Annotated in this window: 23 protein-coding genes; 10 read left to right on the top strand and 13 right to left on the bottom strand. The window is 74.4% G+C overall.

The genetic code is table 11. The features are described 5' to 3' along the window. Positions 1–8 precede the first annotated feature (8 nt). The 4 genes from L3X23_RS17740 to L3X23_RS17725 form a co-directional block, all read right to left on the bottom strand. Positions 9–959, bottom strand: a complete 951-nt coding sequence (locus L3X23_RS17740) for a D-2-hydroxyacid dehydrogenase family protein (protein ID WP_237193235.1) — start codon at positions 957–959, stop codon at positions 9–11. Between the two features lie 20 nt (positions 960–979). Continuing rightward, a complete protein-coding gene (locus L3X23_RS17735; protein WP_237193234.1) occupies positions 980–1,744 on the bottom strand; it encodes an alpha/beta fold hydrolase in 765 nt (254 codons plus the stop codon). Positions 1,745–1,856: 112 nt separating this feature from the next. Beyond that, positions 1,857–2,489, bottom strand: coding sequence for a TetR/AcrR family transcriptional regulator (locus tag L3X23_RS17730; protein ID WP_237193233.1), 633 nt, complete (start codon positions 2,487–2,489; stop codon positions 1,857–1,859). A 42-nt stretch (positions 2,490–2,531) separates the two neighbouring features. Beyond that, the gene (locus L3X23_RS17725; RefSeq protein WP_237193232.1) at positions 2,532–2,951 is read right to left on the bottom strand and encodes a DNA polymerase ligase N-terminal domain-containing protein; all 420 of its coding nucleotides are present in this window, start codon (positions 2,949–2,951) and stop codon (positions 2,532–2,534) included. A 110-nt stretch (positions 2,952–3,061) separates the two neighbouring features. Between L3X23_RS17725 and L3X23_RS17720 the strand changes: the two genes are divergently transcribed. After that, the gene (locus L3X23_RS17720) at positions 3,062–4,057 is read left to right on the top strand and encodes a pirin family protein (protein ID WP_237193231.1); all 996 of its coding nucleotides are present in this window, start codon (positions 3,062–3,064) and stop codon (positions 4,055–4,057) included. 69 nt (positions 4,058–4,126) lie between these two features. Continuing rightward, a complete protein-coding gene (locus L3X23_RS17715) occupies positions 4,127–4,951 on the top strand; it encodes a DUF6319 family protein (RefSeq protein WP_237193230.1) in 825 nt (274 codons plus the stop codon). 9 nt (positions 4,952–4,960) lie between these two features. Here the strand turns inward: L3X23_RS17715 and L3X23_RS17710 are convergent, their stop codons facing one another. Together L3X23_RS17710 and L3X23_RS17705 are read right to left on the bottom strand one after the other, a co-directional pair. Further along, a complete protein-coding gene (locus tag L3X23_RS17710) occupies positions 4,961–5,710 on the bottom strand; it encodes an SDR family NAD(P)-dependent oxidoreductase (protein WP_237193229.1) in 750 nt (249 codons plus the stop codon). 34 nt (positions 5,711–5,744) lie between these two features. Next, a complete protein-coding gene (locus tag L3X23_RS17705) occupies positions 5,745–6,875 on the bottom strand; it encodes an acyl-CoA dehydrogenase family protein (RefSeq protein WP_237193228.1) in 1,131 nt (376 codons plus the stop codon). A gap of 80 nt (positions 6,876–6,955) precedes the next feature. On the opposite strand from L3X23_RS17705, the gene L3X23_RS17700 reads away from it, so the two are divergent. Further along, positions 6,956–7,534, top strand: coding sequence for a TetR/AcrR family transcriptional regulator (locus L3X23_RS17700; protein WP_237193227.1), 579 nt, complete (start codon positions 6,956–6,958; stop codon positions 7,532–7,534). On the opposite strand, the gene L3X23_RS17695 is transcribed toward L3X23_RS17700, so the two are convergent. Both L3X23_RS17695 and L3X23_RS17690 read right to left on the bottom strand, forming a co-directional pair. Then, a complete protein-coding gene (locus tag L3X23_RS17695) occupies positions 7,503–8,279 on the bottom strand; it encodes a hypothetical protein (RefSeq protein WP_237193226.1) in 777 nt (258 codons plus the stop codon). The two genes, L3X23_RS17700 and L3X23_RS17695, sit on opposite strands and share 32 nt — an antisense overlap. 36 nt (positions 8,280–8,315) lie before the next feature. Next, positions 8,316–9,683 (bottom strand): MFS transporter, encoded by a 1,368-nt coding sequence (locus L3X23_RS17690; protein WP_237193225.1) that lies wholly within the window; start codon positions 9,681–9,683, stop codon positions 8,316–8,318. 78 nt (positions 9,684–9,761) lie between these two features. On the opposite strand from L3X23_RS17690, the gene L3X23_RS17685 reads away from it, so the two are divergent. Next, positions 9,762–10,271 (top strand): helix-turn-helix domain-containing protein, encoded by a 510-nt coding sequence (locus L3X23_RS17685; protein ID WP_093089834.1) that lies wholly within the window; start codon positions 9,762–9,764, stop codon positions 10,269–10,271. A gap of 9 nt (positions 10,272–10,280) precedes the next feature. Here the strand turns inward: L3X23_RS17685 and L3X23_RS17680 are convergent, their stop codons facing one another. Next, the gene (locus L3X23_RS17680; protein ID WP_237193224.1) at positions 10,281–11,135 is read right to left on the bottom strand and encodes a helix-turn-helix transcriptional regulator; all 855 of its coding nucleotides are present in this window, start codon (positions 11,133–11,135) and stop codon (positions 10,281–10,283) included. Positions 11,136–11,236: 101 nt separating this feature from the next. Between L3X23_RS17680 and L3X23_RS17675 the strand changes: the two genes are divergently transcribed. Together L3X23_RS17675 and L3X23_RS17670 are read left to right on the top strand one after the other, a co-directional pair. Continuing rightward, positions 11,237–12,223 (top strand): aldo/keto reductase, encoded by a 987-nt coding sequence (locus L3X23_RS17675; protein WP_237193223.1) that lies wholly within the window; start codon positions 11,237–11,239, stop codon positions 12,221–12,223. Positions 12,224–12,438: 215 nt separating this feature from the next. Beyond that, the gene (locus L3X23_RS17670; RefSeq protein ID WP_237193222.1) at positions 12,439–13,611 is read left to right on the top strand and encodes a DUF222 domain-containing protein; all 1,173 of its coding nucleotides are present in this window, start codon (positions 12,439–12,441) and stop codon (positions 13,609–13,611) included. 311 nt (positions 13,612–13,922) lie between these two features. Here the strand turns inward: L3X23_RS17670 and L3X23_RS17665 are convergent, their stop codons facing one another. Beyond that, complete coding sequence (locus tag L3X23_RS17665; protein WP_237193221.1) at positions 13,923–14,837, bottom strand: ferritin-like domain-containing protein; 915 nt, start codon at positions 14,835–14,837, stop codon at positions 13,923–13,925. 142 nt (positions 14,838–14,979) lie between these two features. Between L3X23_RS17665 and L3X23_RS17660 the strand changes: the two genes are divergently transcribed. Beyond that, positions 14,980–15,330 carry a hypothetical protein gene (locus tag L3X23_RS17660; RefSeq protein ID WP_237193220.1) on the top strand — a complete coding sequence of 117 codons (351 nt, stop codon included), beginning with the start codon at positions 14,980–14,982 and terminating at the stop codon, positions 15,328–15,330. 44 nt (positions 15,331–15,374) lie between these two features. Here L3X23_RS17660 and L3X23_RS17655 read toward each other — a convergent pair whose 3' ends face one another. Together L3X23_RS17655 and L3X23_RS17650 are read right to left on the bottom strand one after the other, a co-directional pair. Next, positions 15,375–16,877 carry an NAD(P)/FAD-dependent oxidoreductase gene (locus L3X23_RS17655; protein ID WP_237193219.1) on the bottom strand — a complete coding sequence of 501 codons (1,503 nt, stop codon included), beginning with the start codon at positions 16,875–16,877 and terminating at the stop codon, positions 15,375–15,377. Positions 16,878–16,989: 112 nt separating this feature from the next. Next, positions 16,990–17,577, bottom strand: coding sequence for a TetR/AcrR family transcriptional regulator (locus tag L3X23_RS17650; protein ID WP_237193218.1), 588 nt, complete (start codon positions 17,575–17,577; stop codon positions 16,990–16,992). A 177-nt stretch (positions 17,578–17,754) separates the two neighbouring features. Between L3X23_RS17650 and L3X23_RS17645 the strand changes: the two genes are divergently transcribed. After that, positions 17,755–18,495 carry an alpha/beta fold hydrolase gene (locus tag L3X23_RS17645; RefSeq protein ID WP_237193217.1) on the top strand — a complete coding sequence of 247 codons (741 nt, stop codon included), beginning with the start codon at positions 17,755–17,757 and terminating at the stop codon, positions 18,493–18,495. On the opposite strand, the gene L3X23_RS17640 is transcribed toward L3X23_RS17645, so the two are convergent. Then, a complete protein-coding gene (locus L3X23_RS17640; protein WP_237193216.1) occupies positions 18,470–19,495 on the bottom strand; it encodes an AraC family transcriptional regulator in 1,026 nt (341 codons plus the stop codon). The two genes, L3X23_RS17645 and L3X23_RS17640, sit on opposite strands and share 26 nt — an antisense overlap. 70 nt (positions 19,496–19,565) lie before the next feature. Here L3X23_RS17640 and L3X23_RS17635 point away from each other — a divergent pair, with 70 nt between their 5' ends. Further along, positions 19,566–21,020, top strand: a complete 1,455-nt coding sequence (locus L3X23_RS17635) for an NAD(P)/FAD-dependent oxidoreductase (RefSeq protein WP_237193215.1) — start codon at positions 19,566–19,568, stop codon at positions 21,018–21,020. Between the two features lies 1 nt (position 21,021). Next, a complete protein-coding gene (locus L3X23_RS17630; RefSeq protein WP_237193214.1) occupies positions 21,022–21,846 on the top strand; it encodes an SDR family oxidoreductase in 825 nt (274 codons plus the stop codon). Positions 21,847–21,865: the final 19 nt, after the last annotated feature.

Below are 21,865 nucleotides of genomic sequence, written 5' to 3'. Positions count from 1 at the left end.
CCGGGCCCTCAGGGCTGCAGGACCCCGACGGGCTCGCCGCGGCGGAAGGCGGCGACGATCTCGCCGACGGCGGTGAAGTAGTCGCGGAGGGACCGGGCGGACACGTAGCCGGTGTGCGGGGTCAGCACGGTGCGGGGCGCGGTGCGCAGGGGATGGTCGGCGGGCAGCGGCTCGCGGTCGAACACGTCCAGCGCCGCGCCGGCGATCCGACCCTCGCGGAGCGCGTCGACGAGGGCGCGCTCGTCCACGATCGGGCCCCGCGAGGTGTTGACCAGCAGGGCGGTCGGCTTCATCCGCGCGAGCTCGGCCGCGCCCACGGTCCCGGCCGAGCGGGGCGAGAGCACCAGGTGGACGCTGAGCACGTCGGCGGTCGCGAACAGCTCGTCGCGCCCCACCGCCCGGACCCCGACCTCGGCCGCGCGCTCGGCCGTCAGGTTCGGGCTCCAGGCCACGACGTCCATGCCGAACGCGCGGGCGACCGGGACCATCGCCGCCCCCAGCCGGCCCAGACCGAGCAGGCCCAGCGTCGCACCGGAGAGGGTGTGGGCGAGTCCGAGCTGCCAGCCGCCCGCGCGGACCGCGGCGTCCTGGGCGGGGACGTTGCGGGCCAGCGCGAGCAGCAGCGCCCAGGTGTGCTCGGTCGTCGAGGTGGACGTCGAGGTGGTGCCGCACACCGTGACGCCGCGGGCGGCCGCGGCGGCGATGTCGATGGCCGCGTTCCGCATCCCGGCCGTGACGACCAACCGCAGCCGGGGAAGCCGGGCGAGCAGCCCGGCGGTGATCGGGGTGCGTTCGCGCATGCACACGATCGCGTCCACGTCCCGCAGCCGCGCGACGAGCTGGTCCTCGTCGTCCACGTGGTCTCCGAACGCGACCGGCTCCACGTCCGGCGGGAGAGCGAGCAGGGCGACCGCCACCTGCTGGTAGTCGTCGAGCAGGGCGACCCGGAAGGCTGTCATCGGGAGCGATCGTAGCGGGGTCACGCCCGGTCGAGCCGCCCCCAGAACGCGGTCAGGGCGCGGGCGGCGGGGCGGGGGTCCTCCACCGGCCACCAGTGCCCGACGCCCGCGAGCTCGGCGATCTCGGCGCCGGCCGCCCGCGCCGCGGTGCGGTGCTGCTCGACGGTCCCGCTGGCGGCGGAGACGTCCTCCAGCGCGATCAGGGCGAGCCCCGGTCGTCGGGCGGCGGCGGACAGGCCGCGCCCGGCCTCCGCCATCACGGGCTGGGCCGCGGACCGCAGCAGGGTCAGCACGGCCCGGCCCATCCCGTCGTCGATGCCCGCGGCCACCCGTACGGCGGTCGGACCGGTCATCCCGATGTTCTCGACGACGGCGAGCCGGTCCTGCAGGGAACCGCCGAAGATCTGCCGTACCGACTCCTCGCCCGGGCCCTCCTGCTGCCACACCCGGGCCCGCTCGTGCCAGACGTAGTCCGGCGCGAAGACGCCGAGCGCGTCGGAGGCCCAGCTGCGGATCAGGTCGGGGCGGGTCATCGCGATCTGCGCGACGTGGAGGCCACCCCAGTCGTGCCCGACGAGGTCGACGGGGGTGCGGAACTGCTCGAGCCGGTCGGTCAGCCAGTCCCGGTAGCCGTCGACGGTCGCCGCGAAGTCCGCCGGGGCGGGGACGCCGAAGCCCGGCGGGGACAGGGTGACGGCGTCGACCCTCCCGAGCTCGGCGAGCAGCGGCCCCCAGACGGCGGCGTTCTCGGGGTTGCCGTGGACCAGGACGAGTGGGGTGGGCATCGGGTCTCCCGTCATTAACTTGCGTGTAAGCACGCAAGTAACTGTAGCGCAGTCGACCGAGGAGCGGAACGGGACGGGACCAGCGGGGGAGCAGGCGGGGAGCAGGCGGGGATCAGGCGAGGTACGCGGTCCGCACCGCCCGCACGGCCTCACGGACGATGCCGGAGACGTCGTCGACGGGCGGAGTGGCGATGAGCTGCAGGCCGGCACCGCGCAGCAGCGCCATGAGCACGGTGGCCGCCGCGGCCGGGTCCACCTCGGACCGGACGGAGCCGTCCGCGATCCCGCGGCGGACCACGTCGGCGAGGAAGCGGCGGAAACCCTCGTCGCGCTCGGCGAACAGCGGGGCGACCACCGGGTCCGCGGCGACGGCCTCCATCCACAGCTGGAGGAAGGCTCGGGTGGTCGGTGCCCGTCGGGCCACGGCCTGCAGGTACGTCTCGACGATCGCGACGAGATGGCCGAGGCCGTCGTCGGCCGAGTCGGGCAGCCCGAGGTTCTGGGCCCGGTCCAGAACCGCCTCGATGAGCCGCTCCCGGCTGCCGAACTGGTGGTAGACGATCCCGCGGCTGTACCCGGCGGCCTCGCCGACCTGGGCCAGGGTGACCGACCGCGATCCGGTGGCGGCGATGAGGGCCGTCGCCGCCTCCAGGACGCGCCGCTCCGTCTCCGCGCGGCGTTGCTCCTGGGTCCGTCGCTCCTGGGGCCGACGCTCCTGGGTCCGACGCCGGGGGGTCTCGCTCACGGTCGCAGTCTCCCGGGCGGAGCGCGCGGCGACGGTCCGGGGTCAGCCGCGGTCGGCCGCGGGCTGGTCGCGGACGAGGTGGAGGAGCCAGTCCGGCCCGGTGTGGATGAGGGCGTAGCGCCGCGACCCGGTGCGGCCGTGGAGGGTGAAGAGGATGCGGCGGTCGGTGCGGTCGTGCTCCTCCCACCAGCCGGTGTCGGCGACGGTCTTGTGCTCGTCGGTGTAGTCGAGGTGGTCGAGTGCGTGGTCGGCGACGGGGACGGCGAGGCGGTTGTGGCGTGGGTCGTCGGGCAGCCCGCGGGGCACCGCCCAGGAGCGCAGGACGCCGTCCTCCTCCAGCCGGAGGTCGAAGTGCGGCCGGGGGCGGCGATGGTCGTGGAGGACGAAGGCGGGGCGGGCGGGCACGCCGTCGGGGTCTGCGTCGGGGTCTGCGTCGGGGTCTGCGGAGTCGTGCTCGGCCACGGCGCCGATCGTGGCCCACTCGTGGGCGCCACGCTCGCCGGAGGGGATGATGAGGGTTCCCTCCTCCGACACCCGGTCCGGCCCGCGGACCGAGACGGGAAGATCAGCCGATGACGAACCTCGAGGAACGCCCGGCCGTCGAGGTCCTCGGCCGCGGCAGCCCGTGCACGGCGGTGGAGGTCCTCGAACCCCGACCGGTGCCCCTGGGCGGGGTCCGCGGAACGACGGTCCACCGGACCCTGCCGCAGCGGCGGCGCTCGCTCGTCGGGGCGTGGTGCTTCCTGGACCACTACGGGCCGGACGACGTGGCGGTCACGGGCGGGATGACCGTGCCGCGGCACCCGCACACCGGGCTCGCGACGGTGTCCTGGCTGTTCAGCGGCCGCATCGCGCACCTCGACTCCGGCGGCAACGCGGCGGCGGTCGTGCCGGGGGAGCTCAACCTGATGATCGCCGGGCGGGGCATCACCCACCAGGAGATCAGCAGCGCCGACACGCGGACCCTGCACGGCGTGCAGCTCTGGTACGCCCTGCCGGACGCGACGCGCTTCAGCGAGAACGCCTTCGCCCACCACGTGCCCGAGCCGGTGGCGCTGCCCGGCGGCACCGTGCGCGTGTTCATCGGGTCACTCCTGGGATCGACCTCGCCGGTGGACACGCGCACGCCTGAGCTGCTCGGTGCCGAGCTCGTCCTCGAACCGGGCGCCACCGCGACGCTGCCTGCGCGCACGGACTTCGAGTACGCCGTCCTGGCCGAGAACGCCGAGGTCACGGTGAACGGCACCGCCGTCTCCCACCGCTCGCTGGCGTACGTCCCGACCGGGGCCGACACGCTGCTGATCGGGGCGGGGGCGGGCGGGGCCCGCGTGCTGCTGCTGGGCGGCGTCCCCCTCGACGAGCGGATCGTCATGTGGTGGAACCTCGTCGGCCGCGACCACGACGAGATCGTGGAGTTCCGGCGCCGCTACCAGGCCGAGCTCGGGTTCGAGCCGGTCGACCCGCAGGACGTCGGCAAGCCCGCGCTGTTCGGTACGTTCCCGCCGGACCAGCCGCCGCCGCTGCCGGCGCCGCCGCTGCCCACGGCGAGGCTCGTTCCGCGGGAGTGAGTGCGGGGGCGGCGCGGGGCTCGTTCGGCTCCGGGTGAGAATCACCGGCGAGCAGTGGGGAGCTGACCGATGGCGGGACGGGGTTCGACGGCGGCACGGCAGGCGCTGACCGACGCGGAGGTGGCGGAGGTGCGCGCGGAGGTGTCCGCGGGCAAGGCGGTGACCGTCTGGTTCACCGCGGCCGCGGTCGGGGTGCCGACGGGCGGGTCGGCGAAGGTGGTGGCCGTCGACGAGGTGGCCGAGGGCGACTTCATCCAGGTCCGCCCCGCGGGTTCGCGGGACGCGGTGTTCTGCTCGCCGGGTGAGCTCACCCGGACCAGGCCCGCCCGACGGTCGGCCGCGACCGCGCAGGCGGCACCGGGCGAGTCGACGGCACCGGCCGCACCGTCCGCACCGTCCGCACCCGCCGCCCGCGCCCGGCGGTCCGCCGGGTCCACCGAACCCGGCGGGTCGGTCCGGTCGGACACGCCGAAGGCGACCGCTGCGAAGCCGACCGCCGCGAAGCCGACCGCTCCGACGTCGAAGCCGACGGCACCGCAGGAACCCGCAGCGGTGGCGCCCACGCCGCCGGAGCCCGCCCCGGAACGGCACGCGAAGGCCGCCCGGAGCGGCAAGCGCGGCGAGCGTTCGGGGGCGCTGACGGTCAGCCTGACCGCATCCGCGGACGGCGAGTGGACGGTGGAGGTGCTGGCGGGGGCGAAGCGGGTCGTCCCGGCGACGCCGATCCAGGCGGCCGACGTCGCCGCCGCGACCCGTTCCCTCCCGGCGCCGGTCACGGAGGTGGTCACGGCGACGCTCGCCGAGGCCCGCAGGCGTCAGGAGGAGCGGGTCGCCCGGCTGCGCGAGGAGCTCGACGCCGCGCAGCGGACGCTGGACCAGCTCGGCGTCGACTGAGCCGGGCGGCTAGCGCGCCGTCATCCGGATCGCGCCGTCCATGCGGATGGTCTCGCCGTTGAGGTAGTCGTGCTCGGCGATCATCGACACGAGGCGGGCGTACTCGCTCGCCTGGGCCAGCCGCTGCGGGAAGGTGACGGTCTTCGCCAGGCTCGCCTGGACCTCCTCCGGGAGCCCCGCGAGCATCGGGGTCTCGACGATGCCGGGCGCGATGGTCATGACCCGGATCCCGTACTGGGCCAGGTCCCGCGCGGCGGTGATCGTCATGCCCGCGACGCCGGACTTGGAGGCGGTGTAGGCGATCTGGCCGATTTGGCCCTCGAAGGCGGCCACGGAGGCGGTGTTGACGACGACGCCGCGCTGGCCGTGCTCGTCCGCCTCGGTCTCGGCGATCTTCTCGGCGGCCAGCCGCATGACGTTGAACGTGCCGAGCAGGTTGACCTTGAGGACCGTGTGGAACAGGTCGAGGTCGTGGGTGCCGCGCTTGGACAGGATCCGGGCCGACGGGGCGATCCCGGCGCAGTTCACGACCAGTCGCAGCGGGGCGGGGCCCTCGGCGGCCCGGGCGACGGCGTCCCGCACGGAGGCCTCGTCGGTGACGTCGCCCTCGAGGAGGGTGAGGCCGTCGGGGGACTCGGCGGGGACGGTCCGGTCCAACCCGTAGACGGCGGCGCCGTTCTTCGCGAGGTGGACCGCGGTGGCGGCGCCGAGGCCGGACGCGGCGCCGGTGACGAGTGCGGCGATGCCGTCGAGCTGCATGGGTGTGCCTTTCGTGGCGAGCGGTGGGGGAGCGTCAGCGCGCGAGGCCGCGGCTGATGACGAGTCGCTGGATCTGGTTGGTGCCCTCGAAGATCTGCATGATCTTGGCCTCGCGCATGTAGCGCTCGACCGGGAAGTCGCGGGTGTAGCCGTAGCCGCCGAAGACCTGCACGGCGTCCGTGGTCACCTTCATCGCGGCGTCGGTCGCGACGAGCTTCGCGACGCTGGCCTGGCGGCTGTACGGGCGGCCGAGGTCGCGGCGGCGGGCGGCGTCGAGGTAGGTGGCGCGGGCGGAGTCGACGGCGGCGGCCATGTCCGCCAACAGGAACCCGAGGCCCTGGTGGTCGACGATCTTCTTGCCGAACGTCGTGCGCTCGTTCGCGTAGTCGACGGCGGCGTCGAGCGCGGCCTGGGCCAGCCCGGTGGCGCACGCGGCGATGCCGAGGCGCCCGGAGTCCAGTGCGCTGAACGCGATCTGCAGGCCCTGGCCCTCGGTGCCGAGCAGGCGGTCGGTCTCCAGCAGCGCGCCGTCCCAGTGCGCGGTGGTGGTCGGGATCGCGTGCAGGCCCATCTTCTCCTCCGGCTTGCCGAAGGACAGCCCCTCGACCTGCCCGGGGGCGAGGAAGCAGGAGATCCGCTCGCCGGTGCGGGCGAACAGCGCGTAGAAGTCCGCGCGGCCGCCGTGGGTGATCCACGCCTTGGTCCCGGTGACCCGGTAGCCGCCCTCCTCCGCGACCGCCTTGCAGGTCAGGGCAGCGGCGTCCGACCCGGCCTGGGGCTCGGACAGGCTGTACCCGCCGACGACCCCGCCGCCGAGCAGCTCGGGCAGCCAGCGCTCCTTCTGCGCGTCGGTGCCGAAGGTCGCGACCGGGAAGCAGGCCAGCCCGTGCACGCTCGTGGCCACCGCGACGGCGGCCCAGCGGGCGGCGAGCTCCTCGAGGACCTGCAGGTAGACCTCGTAGGGCTGCGCGCCGCCCCCGAACTCCTCGGGGTAGGGCAGCCCGAGCAGGCCCGCGGCGCCGAGCGTCGCGAACAGCCCCTCCGGGTAGGTCTCGGCCCGCTCGTGCTCCTCGACGCGGGTCGCCAGCTCCTTGTCCGCGAGGTCGCGGGTGAGGTCGAGCAGGTCCTCGGCCTCCTGGGTCGGGAGGAGTCGGTCGACGGCCACGATCAGGTCCCTTCGGTACGCACAACGGTACGTTCGTTTCCATCAGAGTACCGTTAGGGCGAGGATGGGAGTATGCGACCGTGACCGGAACCCCAGTCCGTCGCGGCGAGGCCCGCCGCGCCGAGCTCGAGGACGGCGTGCTCGCGCTGATCCTCGAGGAGGGGTTCGCCCACCTCACGCTGGACGACGTCGCGGCCCGGCTGCGCTGCTCCAAGCGGACGCTCTACGGCCTGGCCGCGAGCCGCGAGCAGCTGGTGCGCGCCGCGGTCGTCCGGTTCTTCCGTGAGGCGACGGCCCGGGTCGAGGCCGCGGTGACCGACGAGGCGCCGATCCGCAGCTACCTCGAAGCCGTCGCCGCCGTGCTGGCCGCGGCCGGTCCGGCCTTCTTCGACGACGTCGCCTCGTTCCGGCCCGCCGCCGAGGTCTACGAACGCAACACCCGGGCCGCGGCGCGGCGGATCGGGGAGCTGATCGAGCAGGGCGTCGCGGCCGGGAGCTTCCGCAGCGTGCACGCGGGCTTCGTGGCCGACCTCGTCGCCGCGCAGATGGTGCGCATCCAGCAGCGCGAGGTCGCCGCGGCGACCGGGCTGTCGGACAGCGAGGCCTACGCGGAGCTCGCGGCCCTGGTCACAGCCGGTCTGGTGCGTCCGAGGGGCTGACCGGCGCGGCGGACCGCCACTCCGCGGTCGCCTCGCCCGCCGCCACGGCGAAGGGCAGGCGCAGGGTCGTGGCCAGCCAGAGCAGGATGTCGTGCAGCCGCAGCCGGGTGGGGCTCGCGTCCCCGAGCAGGGTCGCCACGGTGTGCTCCAGGGCGGCGAAGGCGTCCGCGTTGGCGCGCAGCTCGCGCCGGACCACCGCGTCGACGCCGCTGTCGCCCTCCAGGGTGTGCGGGAGCAGGGCGCGCCGGGTGCTGGGCGTCAGGTGGGGGACGAGCGTCGGTCGCTGGTGGTGCAGGACCGCCCGGACGTGCGCGGGATGGGCCCCGCCGCGTCGGTCGATCTCCCGCAGGGCGGCCCCCACGGTGCCGGGCTCGCCGAGGACCGAGAGCTCGTCGTCGGGCAGCGCCCAGAAGGGGGCGCCCGCCGCGCGCTCGGCGGCCGCCGCGGCCAGCGGTCCGACGCGGGCCAGCGCGTCGTCGACGTCCGTCCAGCCCGGCTCGTCGAGCCTGCCGTGCAGGCCCTCCCCGAGCAGGACGTCGGTGTCGCCGTTCGGGCCGGTCGCGAGCGTGTCGAAGCGGGTCCAGCCGAAGGCGGGCAAGGACACCCAGTGCCCCTGCGGCCACGCGAACGACCGGAACCGCAGCGGCCGCCGCGCCCGCGCGTAGCCGAGCACGGCCGCGACGGCCGTCGCCATCGGCAGCGGGTCGGGCCCGGTGCTCGGGAGCAGGAAGGCGTCCGCGGTCACGACACCATCTTGGTCGAGCGGCGGCCGCGGCGGTCGCTACCGCACCGCGAGTCGGGTCTCGGCCGACTGCAGGACCAGGACCGCGACGGCGCCGAGCACGGCGAGGCCGATCCCGAGCGCGGTGGCGACGTTCCAGCCCGCGACGAGGCCGCCCGCGTCGGCCCCGCCGGGCAGGGCGATCACGGTGGCGACGGTGACGCCGAGGGCGGCGCCGACGTAGCGGCTGGTGTTGTTGATGCCGCTCCCCGCGCCCGCGTCGGTGGGCGGGACGCTCGCCACGGCCTCGCGCCCCAGCGTCGCGTTCACCACGCCGGTCCCGGCGCCCGCCACGACCAGCCCGAGGATCAGCTGCACGAGCGGCGTCGCGGTGGTCAGCACGGCGATCGGCAGGAGGCCGACGGCCAGCACGAGCAGTCCGGTCGCCATCCGGGCGCCGCCCGAGACCCGGGCCGGGATGCGCCGGGCCAGGAGTGCGGCGACCACGCTCGTCCCCGACCAGGAGAGCAGGATCGCCGCGGCCGCCACGGCGCTGTGGGCGAGCCCGCGTTCCAGCACCGTCGACAGGAACGACATGAGCGCGATGATCGTCGCGCCCGTCACGAACGCGGCGAGGGTGGCCGACACCAGGGCGGGACGGCGGAACAGGTGCAGCTCCAGCATCGGGCTCCGGGCCCGGCGCTGATGGCCGAGGAAGACCGCGAGGAAGACCAGTGCGCCCGTGGCCAGGCCGAGCACCCAGGGGCCGGTCCAGCCCTGGCGGCCCTGGGTGAGTGCGGCCAGCAGGCAGCCGAGGCCGATCCCCAGCAGGGCGGCCCCGACGAGGTCGACCCCGCGGTGGCGCTCCGACCGGGACTCGGGCAGTCGGGACCGGCCCGCCGCCGCCAGGGCCACGGCGGCCACCGTGATCACCAGGTAGGCCCAGCGCCAGCTCGACAGGGCCTCCCCGACCGAACCGAGCAGCGGCCCGACCGCGGGGCCCGCACCCATGCAGGCGCCCCAGATCCCGATGGCGCGCAACCGTTCCGGGCCTGCTGGCACGGTGTGGCTGATCAGCGCCAGCCCGCAGGCGATCACCGCGGCCGCGCCGATCCCCTCCACGATCCGACCCGCGACGAAGAGCCCGGGCCCCGGAGCCAGCCCGCACGCGGCCGAGCCGGCCGCCAGCAGCACCGCGCCCGCGACGAAGACCCGGCGGCGGCCCGTCTCGTCCCCGAACGAGCCCGCGGGCAACAGCGCGACGGCGAGCCCGAGACTCATCGAGCTGAGGATCCACGAGGTGGCCACCGCCCCGGCGCCGAGGTCGGCCGCGACCGCGGGGACGATCGACAACGGCGCCGTGAACGCGGTCATCGCCAGCAGCGTGCCGCCCGCGGTGACGACCAGGCGCCGTCCGGTGTCCTGCATGGAGTCCCCCGCTCGTCGATGCTCGGACCGTAACACGTTCGGTTCGGTCATTGAACCGACTTGTGGAACCATGGGGGCATGGTGTTGCCCCGGGACTACACGCGGCAGAACTGCTCGATGGCGCGGGCGCTCGAGATCGTGGGGGAGCGGTGGACGTTGCTGATCGTCCGGGACGCGTTCTTCGGGGTCCGTCGGTTCAGTGACTTCTCCCGCCACCTCGACGTCCCGCGGGCCGTGCTGACCGAACGCCTGGGCCTGCTCGTGGCCGAGGGCGTGCTGGAACGCGAGCCCGGCCCGCGCGGGGGATACCTGTTGACGGACAAGGGCCGGGCGCTGTGGCCGGTGCTCCGGGCCCTCGTCGGGTGGGGGGACGAGTACTGCGCGCCGCGCGGCCCGCGCCGGCTGTTCGACCACGCGGGCTGCGGCGGCCGCATCGACCCCGACGGCCGCTGCCGCGACTGCGGCGCGGCGGTCGCGGCCGCGGACACGGTGATGTCCCCCGGGCCGGGCTTCGACCCACCGGTCGGGGACGAGGTCGTCACCGCGGCGCTGGCCCGGCCCCGGCGGTTGCTGGAGCCGATCCGCTGAGCCTGCGCCTCACCCGTCGAGCGTGCTGCTGAACTCCTCGACGCCCAGCACCCGCAGCAGGTCGAGGCGCTCCCGCGAGCCGGCGTCCGCCGGGGTGAGGACGAGGAGCTCCTGGCGCAGGTCCGGCGTCACGAGGGTCTCGCAGTCCATCGTCAGCGCGCCGACCCGCGGGTTCCGGAACGTCTTGCGGTCGGCGCGCCGCACGGCCACCTCGTGCTCGGCCCACCGGTCGCGGAACTCCGGGCTGGCGGCCCGCAGCCGCGCGACCAGTCCCTCGACGTCCGGGTCCCCGGCGCGGCGGCCCGCCACCGCCCGGAGGTCGGCGACCAGCGACCGGGACTGGTGGTCGCGCGCCGCCGGCTCGGCCAGCTCGCGCGACCCGGGCTCGGTGAACCAGCGGAAGATCAGGTAGCGGCGGTCCCCGGCGAACCCGGTGGCGTCCCCCGCGAGCAGCACGGACATCCGGTTCTGGGCGAGCACCTCGCCCAGGTCGGACATGACCATGGCCGGGGTGTCGCCGACCAGGTCGAGCATCCGCAGCAGGCCGGCGCGGGCCTGGCGGGCGCCGTCCGTGCCGTGGGTGGGCGGCGACGGGTGACCGGACAGGTGGAACAGGTGGTCGCGCTCGTCGTCCGACAGGCGCAGGGCGCGGGCGAGGGCGCCGAGGAGCTGGGTCGAGGGCCTGCTGCTGCGGCCCTGCTCCAGGCGCACCACGTAGTCGACGGACACGCCCGCCAGCATCGCCACCTCCTCGCGGCGCAGCCCGCTCGTGCGCCGGCGCGGGCCCTCGGCGATGCCGACCTCGGCGGGACGGATCGCCCGCCGCCTGCGGCGGAGGAAGTCGGCCAGCTCGTCACGGTGCACGGACCCATGGTGCGCCCCGCCGGGGAGCCGAGCCAGGGAGCGGCGCTCCCACGATCGACGCTCGCTGCCACCGGGCGCCCGACGGGCCCAGGGTGGGACCCATGCAGACACGACAGCTGGGCACCACCGGACCGACCGTCTCCGCCCTCGGGCTGGGCGCGATGAGCATGTCCGGGGTCTACGGCCCGGCCGACCGCGACGAGAGCATCGCCACCGTGCACGCCGCGCTGGACGCCGGCGTCACCCTGATCGACACCGCCGACTTCTACGCCACGGGCCACAACGAGATGCTCCTCGCCGAGGCGCTGCGCGGCCGGGACCGGGACTCCTACGTGCTCTCGGTGAAGTTCGGCGCCCTGACCGGCCCGGACGGCGTCCCCAGCGGGTTCGACGGCCGTCCCGCCTTCGTCAAGAGCTCCCTCGCCTACTCCCTGAAGCGGCTGGGGGTGGACCACGTCGACGTCTACCGTCCCGCCCGGCTGGACCCGCAGGTGCCGATCGAGGACACCGTCGGCGCGATCGCCGAGCTGGTGAGCGCCGGGTACGTCCGCCACCTCGGTCTCTCCGAGGTGGACGCCACGACGATCCGCCGCGCCCACGCCGTGCACCCCGTCGCCGACCTGCAGATCGAGTACTCGCTGATCTCCCGCGCGGTCGAGGCCGAAGTGCTCCCGACGCTGCGTGAGCTGGGCATCGGGATGACCGCCTACGGCGTGCTGGCCCGCGGGCTGATCTCCGGGACCTACGAGGCGGGCCGGGAGGGGGACTTCCGCGCCCACAGCCCCCGCTTCTCGCCGGAGAACCTGGCGCACAACCTCGCCCTGGTCGAGGAGCTGCGCGACCTCGCCGCGACCAAGGGCTGCACCGTCGCCCAGCTGGTGATCGCCTGGGTGGCGGCTCAGGGTCCGGACATCGTGCCGCTGGTCGGGGCCCGCACCCGCTCGCGGCTCGCGGAGGCCCTGCCCGCCCTGGACCTCACGTTCACCCCCGCGGAGCTGGCCGCCGTCGAGCGCGCGGTGCCGCTGGGCTCGGCCCGCGGCGACCGCTACCCGAAGGCCTTCATGGCGGGGTTGGGGGTGGGGAACTGAGGGTGCGGCCCACGAAGAACACGGCGTTGTGGCTCCACAATGGTCGTTTCGGGGGTGCCAGACGACCATTGTGGAGCCATGATGCGGTCGGTGCGGGGGTGGGTCTCCGGGGCGGCGGGCAGGCCCTGGTGAGGCGTTCGGTGTGGGTGGCAGGCAGGTAGGGGTGGATCGAACATTTGTTCGTTTCAGGGGCGATGAGCTGCTATGATGGCTGCATGACCACGACCCTCGCGGACCCTCCGGCGGTGGCGGGTGTCGTGCCGTCGCGGGAGGAGCGCGCGGCGGGGTTCGCCCGGATCGAGCGGCTGGTCGCGCTGCGGAACCGGATCGACGCCGAGATCGCCGAGGAGGTCCGGGCCGCCGCACAGCGGGAGGTCGAAGCCCGCCTGCAGGAGGCGCTCGCCGATCCCGAACGGGTCGAGGCGAGCATCGTCGGACAGCTCGGGCTCGCCCTGCGTATCTCCCCGACCCGGGCCCGCACCCAACTGCGCCTCGCCCGGGACCTGCACGCCGGGCTGGACACGATCCGGGAGGCGTTCGCGGCCGGGGAGCTGGACGAGCGGCGGGTCGCCGCGATCGTGGTCGCCGCCAGACACCTGAGCTCTGACGAACGGACCGAGCTGGACCGTCGGCTCGCCGCCCACGACCTGCCGATGCTCGGGGTGCGCAAGGTTGCCGACCTCGCCCGGACGGTCGCGGCGGCGGTGGCGCCGGAAGCCTTCGCCGCACGAGCCCGGGCCGCCCGTCGGGACCGGCACGTCACGATCTCTCCGGCTGAGGACGGGATGGCGGTGTTGCGGGGGCTGTTGCCGATGGAGCAGGCCATCACCTGCTACGCCGCGCTGCGCAAGGCGGTCACCGAACACTGGGTCGGGGCCGAGCCGGTCACCCGGACCCGCGGGCAGATCATGGCCGACACCCTCGTCGAACGCCTGACCGGACAGACCGCCACCACGCCCGCGCAGGTGGAGATCCAGGTCCTCGTGCCGGTGGAGTCGCTCCTGGACCCCGACTCGCCGCTGCCCGCGGAGGTCCCCGGGTTCGGGCCGACCGCTCTGCTGGACGAGGCCACCTGTGTGGGGTGGCGGCGGCTGGTCACCCGGGACGGCATCGTGATCGGCGGCGACTCCCGCCGCCGCGCCTTCGGCGGAGTCCTCGCCGACTGGATCCGCGCCCGCGACCGCGGCCGCTGCACCGAACCCGGTTGCGACGCCCCGATCGCCCACCTCGACCATCGCAGGCGCTGGTCCGAAGGCGGGCCGACGAGCCTGGAGAACGGCCGCGGTGCCTGCGCCTTCCACAACCAGGTGCGGGAACAGGCCGGGTGGAGTGTGGAGGGGGCGGCGACCGTCACACCGACCGGACGCCGCTACGCGTTGCGGCTGTAGGGCGGGCATCCGTGCGACGGCCCGGGTCGCACACCCATCAGGCGCCGCGCATGCCCATGCCGACGTACGGGCGGAGAAACCGCAACAGCGGTAGCCGCACCCGACGGCCGCACTCGTCCGCCTGCCTCATCCGTGACGATCGAAGCGGTTCGTGCTCGCCGGTGGTGTTCTCGGCGGGATCGCTGTCCTGGCCCTGGCGATCCGCCGCGCTGACAGGCGGCGGGTCCTTGCCGAACACGACCGGCCGCGGGCGCAGCTCCGGCGGCCGCGCAGTCGGCGCTCTTCTGGCAGCGTGTCGCAGCGCAATGCGGTCAGGAAGGCCGCGGGTTACCGGCATTGCGCGCCACCGTCTCCGCCTGCTCCCGCAGCGCGTTCAGCACCCCGCGGCGGTTCTTGTGGCGCTCCTCGTAGCGCTGCACGGCCCGCACGTCGGCGGGGTCGCGCAGCCTGGCCACGGCGACCGAGGCGTCCGCGACCGAGAGCTGGTCGATGGTCGGGATCGGCAGCTCGGCGGCGGCGAGCCCGCCGGTCTCGCGGCGCACGGCGTGGGCGAGGTCGCCGTCGTCGGTCTCCTCGGCGCGGCGGGCCGCGGACTCGAGGCCACCCGCGAGGACCTGTCCGGCGGTGGACGCCGTGCCCGCGATCCTGCCGAGCCCGGCCTGCACCCGGTCGGCGGCCTTGTTGACGCCTTCGACGGTCAGCCGGACCGGCAGCTGGGCGGCCTTGCCGACGCCGGCGGCCACGGCCTGCAGCGGCGTGGGTGCGAGGGCGGTCGGCCCGCCGCCCGCCTCCTGGGCGAGCACGCCCTGCAGCCACTCGATGGTCTCGGTGTGGGCCGCGACGAGCCGGTCGGCCAGGTCGTTCACCGGCCCGGACCGGGTGAGCGCCTTGAGGTACCGGGCCCGGTCGGCGAGCTGGTGTTCGAGGGCGAGGTCGCCGAGCAGCGCCTCGTCGATCGGCTGGGTCTGCTCGACGGCGCCCTTCACGAGCGTGCCGAGCCACCCGACCGCCGGCGCGACGACGTCCGGCACGGTGCCCAGCTCGCGCAGGGCGTCGGCGATGGCGGCCGAGCGGTCCTCCGCCTTGGCGGCGTTGTCCAGCAGCTCCTCTCGGACGGCGGCCGTGCGCGCCTGGGCGGTGCGGGTGCGCGCCAGCGCGATCTCGGTGCGGGTGAGGTGTTCGAGCGCCCGGAGCTGGGCGACGACGGCGGTCCTGGTGTCGGTCATGGGGCTCCTCGGGGTCGGGGACGACGAGCTGAGGGGCTCCCCGGCCCGGCGCGGAGTACACCGGCCTGTGGGCACTCGCACACCCCGTGCGTGGCGCGGGACCGATCCGGGTAGCCCGGCGCACTCGATCATCGGAGGAACCATGACCACGTTCGCTCGCGCCCTCGGCGTCGCGACCGCCGCCTACGCCGTCGCGACGCTCGTCCGGCCCTCGGTGCTCACGGGGCCGACCGGGCTGGGCGACTCGGCGCCCGCGCAGGTGCTGACCCGCGCCGTGGGTGCTCGCGACCTGGCCTCCGGTGTCGCGGTCGCGACCGCGCCGACCGGCAGGGCGCTCGAGCTCGCGCTCGGGGTCCGCATCGGCGCCGACCTCGGCGACGCGGTGGCCTTCGGCCTGTCCGACATCCCGGCGGACGCCAAGAAGAAGACCCTGGCCGTGTCCCTCGGCTGGGCCGCGCTGAACGGTGTGGCGCTCGCCCTGCTCCGGAGGTAGCGGACGGCGCCGACGCATCCGCGTGCGTCGGCGCCGCGGCCCGCTCAGGAGTAGGTCAGTCCGTCCTCGATGTCCGCCTTCGGCAGCTCGACGCGGTCGACGTCGTGCTCGTGCATGTGCAGCCACGGCTCGCGGTCGCCCTGGCCGAACATGCGGTCCTGCGAGCGCTGGACGTACCCGGGGTTGAAGTTGTCCAGGTCCGACCACGGCCGCAGGGGCATGTCCGCGTCCGTCGGCCGCAGCTTCGGGGTCACGGTGTGCAGGCCCGACTCGTCCATGTGCCGCATGATCCGCTCGACGACGTCCGCGACCAGGTCCACTCGCAGCGTCCAGCTGTGCCGGAAGTAGCCGAACGCGTACGCCATGTTCGGCACGTCGCTGATCATCAGGCCGCGCCAGGTGACCTTCGTCCGGAAGTCGACGGCCTCCTCGTCGACCCGGAACGGGACGTCGGCGAAGGCGGAGAGCCGGAACCCGGTGGCGGTCACGATGACGTCCGCCTCCAGCTCCTCGCCGGAGCCGAGCCGCACGCCCTTCTCGGTGAACTCCTCGATGGTGTCGGTGACGATCGAGACCTTGCCCTCGCGCATCCGCTCGAACATGTCGCCGTCGGGCACGAACGCGATGCGCTGCTGCCACGGCCGATAGGTCGGCGTGAAGTGCTTCTCGATGTCGGTGCCCTCCGGCAGCAGCGGCCGGATGCCCTCGATCAGGAACTCGTGCAGCTGGTCGGGGTCGTCCTTGCCGGTCGTGGCCAGCCAGTCGAGCTGCTGGATGTACTGGCGGCGGAGGATCTCGTGGGTCCACTCGGCGGGCAGGTCGAGCGGTTCGAGGGTGGCGGCGAGCTCGTGCACGGTGGGTGCGGCGAACCAGTACGACGGCGAGCGCTGCACCATCGTCACGTGGGCGGCGGTCTTCGCCGTGTTCGGGACCACGGTGGCGGCGGTCGCGCCGGAACCGATCACCACCACCTTCTTCCCGGCGTAGTCCAGGTCCTTCGGCCAGGACTGCGGGTGCACGATCGGCCCCCGGAAGCGGTCCATCCCGGGCCATTCGGGGGTGTAGGGCTCGTCGTGCTTGTAGTAGCCGGAGCACATCCAGAGGAAGTCCGTGGTGTAGCGCAGCGCCTCGCCGGTGTCCTCCCGCACCACGTCGACGGTCCAGCGGTGCTCGGCCGAGGAGAAGTCCGCGGCGGTCACCCGGTGCCGATAGTGGATCTTGTCGGCGAGGTCGTCCTCCTCGATCACCTCGTCGAGGTACTCGAGGATCGCCCCACCCGCGGCGATCGACGGGCCGCGCCACGGCTTGTGCCGGTAGCCGTAGGTGAACAGGTCGCTGTCGGAGCGGGCGCCGGGGAACTGATGGGTCCACCAGGTCCCGCCGCGGGCGTCCTGGGCCTCCAGGATCGCGAAGCTCCGATCGGGGAACGCCTCGCGCAGGTGGTGCGCGACGCCGATGCCGGAGACCCCGGCTCCGACGATCAGCACGTCGACGTGGCCCGCGTCCGTGGGCGTGGCGGGGCGGTCGGTCGTGGCGGAAGTCGTCACGGTGGGTACACCTCCCTGTGTCCTGCGTCTCATCGTGAGCGACCGGGGCTCCTCGCTCTTCGTGCGCGCCGCACAACACTGGGGTCGGCACGTCGTCGCGCCGGACGAAGGCTCAGGGCGACAGGGCGCGCCGCCACTGCTCCCGGACGGCGCCGCGCAGCCGGTCGAGGTCGACCGCCGCGGGATCCAGGTGGTGCTGCAGGGCGATCCCGCGGAGCTGTCCGAGGATCGCGACGGCCGTGTCGTCCGGGTCGACCTCGCGGACGGTGCCCGCGGCGATCCCGGCCGCGACGTCCGCGCGCAGGTCGGCACGGAACCCCGCGTCCCGGGCACGGAAGGTCTCCGCGATCTCGGGCGAGGTCGCCGACTCGGCCCAGAGCAGCAGGAAGGCCCGGTTGGCGGGCCCGGAGCCCGCGAGCGCGCCGATGTATCCGTCGACCAGGAACAGCAGCCGCTCCAGCCCGGGCTCGTGGTCGACGCCCGGCACGAAGCCGCTCTGGGTCGTGCGGGCGAGCGTGTCGACCAGGGCCTGTTTGGAGCCGAAGTGGTGGGTCACGATCCCGCGGCTGTACCCCGCCCGCTCGCCGACCCTGGCCAGGGTCAACGCGCCCAACCCGCCCTCGACGACGAGATCCGCCGCGGCGGCCAGGAGGGCGGCGCCGGTCTGGGCGCGGCGTTCGGCCTGGGTGCGGCGGGGCATGGCGGGACCCTACCAGCAAGTTGCGTGGTGAATAGCAAGTATGTGAGGGTGGAGGCGCAACCGGAGGAGGACCACGATGAGCGAGATCGACGAGCGGGCGCTGGAGGGCCTCGTGGGACGGGGCGAGGGCCCGGTGGGGGAGTCCGTGCTGCAGCCGACCGCCCCCGGGGCGCGCTCGTGACCGTCGTCCTCGTCCACGGCAACCCGGAGACGGCCGCGGTCTGGCGGCCGATGCTCGCCGAGCTGGGGCGAGACGACGTGGTGTGCCTGTCGCCGCCCGGGTTCGGTGCGCCGCTCCCCGCGGGGTTCGGCGCGACGGTCCTGGAGTACCGGGACTGGCTGGTCGGCGAGCTGGCGGCGCTCGACGGCCCGATCGACCTCGTCGGTCACGACTGGGGCGGCAACCACGTGCTGGCGGCGGTGAACCTGCGCCCGGACCTGGTCCGCAGCTGGGCGAGTGACACCCTCGGCGCGTTCGACCCGGACTACGTGTGGCACGAGCTCGCGCAGCGGTGGCAGACCCCCCGCGTCGGCGAGGCGGACGTCGCCGATCGTCTCGGATCGTTCGACGCCCGTCGCGCGGCGCTCGTCGAGCGGGGATTCCCGGAGGACCTCGCCTCGGAGATCGCCGCCGGTCAGGGGCCCGAGCTCGGGGCGGCGGTGCTCCTGCTCTACCGCTCGGCGGTCCAACCGGTGATGGCGGAGCTGGGCCGTGACCTCGGCGGGCTCGGCACCCGGCCCGGGCTCGCCGTCGTGGCCGGTGCGGACCACGTCGTGGGCTCGGACGAGTACCGGCGCCGGACCGCGGCGCGGGCAGGCGCCCGGGTGGCGGAGCTGCCCGACCTGGGCCACTGGTGGATGGTGCAGGACCCGCCGCGCGCCGCGGCGGCGCTCACGGAGTTCTGGGCGAGCCTGTAGCCGCCCGGCGGAGCTCGGTCGGCGTGCGGCCGAACCAGCGCTTCGACGCCCGGGTCAGGGCGGACTGGGCGCGCAGGCCCACCATGGCGGTGACCTGGGTGAACGGCAGATCGGTCGTGGTGATCAGCCGGCGGGCGGTGTCCCGGCGGACGTCGTCGAGGATCCGCTCGAAGGTGGTTCCCTCCGCCGCGAGGTGGCGTTGCAGGGTCCGGGGGTGCAGTCGCAGCAGACGGGCGACGTCCCCCGCCCGCGGGGCCGTGGAGCCGAGCGAGCGGGCCAGCGCCCCCCGCACCCGTCCGGACACGGTCTGGCCGGGCTCGGCGAAGCGGCTCTCCAGGTAGTCCAGTGCGAGGGTGCGCAGGACCTGGTCCCCGCCCGCGATCCGCGCCTCGGTCAGGCCGGCGGGCAGCCGCAGCACGCCGGAGTCCCGCGAGAAGCGGACGTCCGCGCCGAAGAAGTCCGTGTATCTCGTCACCGGGACGAGTGGTGGATGGGTGAGATGGGCGGACCGCAGCCCGTACGGACCGCCGTGCAGGAGCACGATGATCCGGTGCAGCAGCCCCAGCCCGAGATCCGACGCCTGCGCGGGCATCGGCGCCGGGCCCGTCGCCCCGTAGCGCAGCGCGGCCACCCCGCGCACGTCCTCCGGGTCGGGGACCAGGGCGATCGACAGCGCGGGACTGTGGACGAACAGGAAGCGCGAGGCGCTCTCCATCGCCTCGCCGAGCGTCCCCGCGTTCTCGATCGCGACGGCGAGCGGGCCGAGGATCCCGGCGTCCTGCCGTTCGGCGAGCAGCAGGCCGAGGTCCGGGCGATCGAGCTCGGCCGCGGCCACCTCCAACAGGAGCCCGACGGTGCGGACCGCCACCACGGCGTCGTCCGCGGAGAGGGCGGCGGGGTCGATCCCGAACCGGGCGAACAGCGCGGCGGAGTCGCTGCCCAGACCGTCCACGAGCTGGGGCAATCCCCGCAGGGACGCCGCCCGCACCACCGCTCCCATGTCGCGTGAGGATAAATCATTGTCGCGTTCGGATAAGCACGGTGACGGGGAGGAGGCCACGATGAAGGCCATGAACGACGACGTGGTCGAGACAGACGTCCTCATCGTCGGGGCCGGCCTCTCGGGCATCGGCGCCGCGTACCGCCTGCAACAGGAGCGCCCGGGGGACAGCTACACGATCCTCGAACAGCGCTCCGCGATCGGCGGCACCTGGGACCTGTTCCGGTACCCGGGCGTGCGGTCCGACTCCGACATGTTCACCCTCTCCTACCCCTTCCGGCCGTGGCGCGGGGAGAAGTCCCTGGCGGACGGCGAGAGCATCCGCACCTACATCCGGGACACCGCGCGCGAGGCGGGCATCGACCGGCACATCCGGTTCGACACCACGGTGTCCGCCGCGGAGTGGTCCAGTGCGGACCAGCGCTGGACGGTGCGCACGAGCCGGGGGGAGTGGCGCGCGAAGTTCGTCTACCTCTGCGCCGGCTACTACTCCTACGACCGGGGCTACCAGCCGGACTTTCCCGGTCTCGCCGACTACGCGGGCACGTTCGTGCACCCACAGGCCTGGCCCGAGGACCTGGACCACACCGGCAAGCGGGTCGTGGTGATCGGGTCCGGGGCCACCGCCGTCACCCTGGTCCCGGCGATGGCCGAGAAGGCCGAGCACGTGACCATGCTGCAGCGGTCGCCGTCCTACCTGACCGCGCTGCCGCCGCGGGACGGCTTCGCGGACACCCTGCGCCGACGGCTGCCCGCCGGACTGGCGCACCGCATCGTCCGGGCGAAGAACATCGCCGTCACCCAGGCCTTCTACCAGCTCGCGCGGCGGCGACCGGCGCTCGTGCGCAAGACGCTGCGCCGGATGGCGCTGCGGTTCCTCGACGAGCAGACCGTCGACCAGCACTTCACGCCCCGGTACGAGCCCTGGGACCAGCGGCTGTGCGTGGTGCCGGGCGCGGACTTCTACAAGGTGGTCCGGGCGGGGGACGCGTCCGTGGTCACCGACCACATCGACACCTTCACCGAGAAGGGCATCCGGCTGGCGTCGGGCGAGGAGCTGACGGCGGACATCGTCGTGTCCGCCACGGGCCTGCGGATGCTCCCGCTCGGCGGGCTGTCGCTCAGCGTCGACGGCGAGCCGGTGACCCTCGCGGACACCTACTCCTACCGCGGCCTGATGCTCTCCGGCGTGCCGAACCTCGCCTACTGCATCGGTTACACGAACGCCTCGTGGACGCTGCGCGCGGACCTGTCCTCGCGCTACGTGACCAGGCTGCTGACCCACCTCGAGAAGCACGGCTACGGCTCGGCCGCGCCGACCACGCCCGCCGCCATGGAGCGCCGTCCGCTGCTCGACCTCACCTCGGGCTACGTGCAGCGCTCGATCGACGCCTTCCCGCACCAGGGCACCGCGGCGCCCTGGCGGGTCACCCAGAACTACGTCGTCGACCTCGTCCAGATGTCCCGCGCGGACCTCGCCGAGGACATGGTGTTCACGCCGGCCCGTTCGCTGCAGGAGGTCTGAGATGGAGAAGTACCGGTTCGCGGGACGCACCGCCGTCCTGACCGGCGCCGCGAGCGGCATCGGGGAGCAGCTCGCCTACGGCCTGGCCGAACGCGGCAGCCCGCTGGTCCTGGTCGACCGGGACGCGGACGGGCTCGAACGCGTCGCCGCCCGCGTGCGCGCCGCGGTGAAGGTCGAGACCCACGTGGTGGACCTGGCGGACCGGGCCGCGGTGGCGGCGCTGGGCGAGGAGCTCGCGTCGACCCCGGTCCGGCTCCTGATCAACAACGCCGGGGTCGCGCTCGGCGGCCGGTTCCGCCAGGTCACCCTCGACGAGTTCGAGTGGGTCATGGACATCAACTTCCGGGCGCCCGTGGTGTTGACCCACCATCTGCTGCCCGCGCTGACCGCGGAGCCCGGCGGGCACCTGGTCAACGTGTCCAGCCTCTACGGGCTGATCGGCCCCGCGGGGCAGTCGGCGTACTCGTCGAGCAAGTTCGCGATCCGCGGCTTCAGCGAGGTGCTGCGCCACGAGCTGGCCGAGACCGGCACCGGGGTCACCCAGGTGCACCCCGGCGGCATCCGGACGAACGTGGCGAAGAGCGCGCGCCTGGGGTCCGGTGTGGACCCCGACGAGGCGGCGCAGCACCAGGCCGCGTTCGCGAAGCTGCTCAGCTACCCGCCGGAGAAGGCCGCCGCCGAGATCCTCGACGGCGTCGAGAACCGGCGGACCCGGGTGCTGATCGCCTCCAGCGCGAAGGTCCCCGACGTGCTCGCCCGGGTACTGCCGGGCTCCTACGGCCCGGTGCTGGACCGGCTGGTCGCCCTGCTCGCCCGCCGCGCCTGAGCCGGTCGTCACCCCGATA

The organism is Pseudonocardia sp. WMMC193 (assembly GCF_021728735.1).
GTDB lineage: Bacteria > Actinomycetota > Actinomycetes > Mycobacteriales > Pseudonocardiaceae > Pseudonocardia > Pseudonocardia oroxyli.
The sequence above is the reverse complement of the archived record's forward strand: the minus strand, read 5'-3'. Positions and strand labels throughout refer to the sequence as shown.

Bases quoted from the DNA above. Each gene is read 5' to 3' on its own strand.
- L3X23_RS17740 (WP_237193235.1), bottom strand. From the start codon at position 959: ATGACAGCCTTCCGGGTCGCCCTGCTCGACGACTACCAGCAGGTGGCG.
- L3X23_RS17735 (WP_237193234.1), bottom strand. From the start codon at position 1,744: ATGCCCACCCCACTCGTCCTGGTCCACGGCAACCCCGAGAACGCCGCC.
- L3X23_RS17720 (WP_237193231.1), top strand. From the start codon at position 3,062: ATGACGAACCTCGAGGAACGCCCGGCCGTCGAGGTCCTCGGCCGCGGC.
- L3X23_RS17715 (WP_237193230.1), top strand. From the start codon at position 4,127: ATGGCGGGACGGGGTTCGACGGCGGCACGGCAGGCGCTGACCGACGCG.
- L3X23_RS17710 (WP_237193229.1), bottom strand. From the start codon at position 5,710: ATGCAGCTCGACGGCATCGCCGCACTCGTCACCGGCGCCGCGTCCGGC.
- L3X23_RS17690 (WP_237193225.1), bottom strand. From the start codon at position 9,683: ATGCAGGACACCGGACGGCGCCTGGTCGTCACCGCGGGCGGCACGCTG.
- L3X23_RS17685 (WP_093089834.1), top strand. From the start codon at position 9,762: ATGGTGTTGCCCCGGGACTACACGCGGCAGAACTGCTCGATGGCGCGG.
- L3X23_RS17675 (WP_237193223.1), top strand. From the start codon at position 11,237: ATGCAGACACGACAGCTGGGCACCACCGGACCGACCGTCTCCGCCCTC.
- L3X23_RS17670 (WP_237193222.1), top strand. From the start codon at position 12,439: ATGACCACGACCCTCGCGGACCCTCCGGCGGTGGCGGGTGTCGTGCCG.
- L3X23_RS17665 (WP_237193221.1), bottom strand. From the start codon at position 14,837: ATGACCGACACCAGGACCGCCGTCGTCGCCCAGCTCCGGGCGCTCGAA.
- L3X23_RS17660 (WP_237193220.1), top strand. From the start codon at position 14,980: ATGACCACGTTCGCTCGCGCCCTCGGCGTCGCGACCGCCGCCTACGCC.
- L3X23_RS17650 (WP_237193218.1), bottom strand. From the start codon at position 17,577: ATGCCCCGCCGCACCCAGGCCGAACGCCGCGCCCAGACCGGCGCCGCC.
- L3X23_RS17640 (WP_237193216.1), bottom strand. From the start codon at position 19,495: ATGGGAGCGGTGGTGCGGGCGGCGTCCCTGCGGGGATTGCCCCAGCTC.
- L3X23_RS17635 (WP_237193215.1), top strand. From the start codon at position 19,566: ATGAACGACGACGTGGTCGAGACAGACGTCCTCATCGTCGGGGCCGGC.
- L3X23_RS17630 (WP_237193214.1), top strand. From the start codon at position 21,022: ATGGAGAAGTACCGGTTCGCGGGACGCACCGCCGTCCTGACCGGCGCC.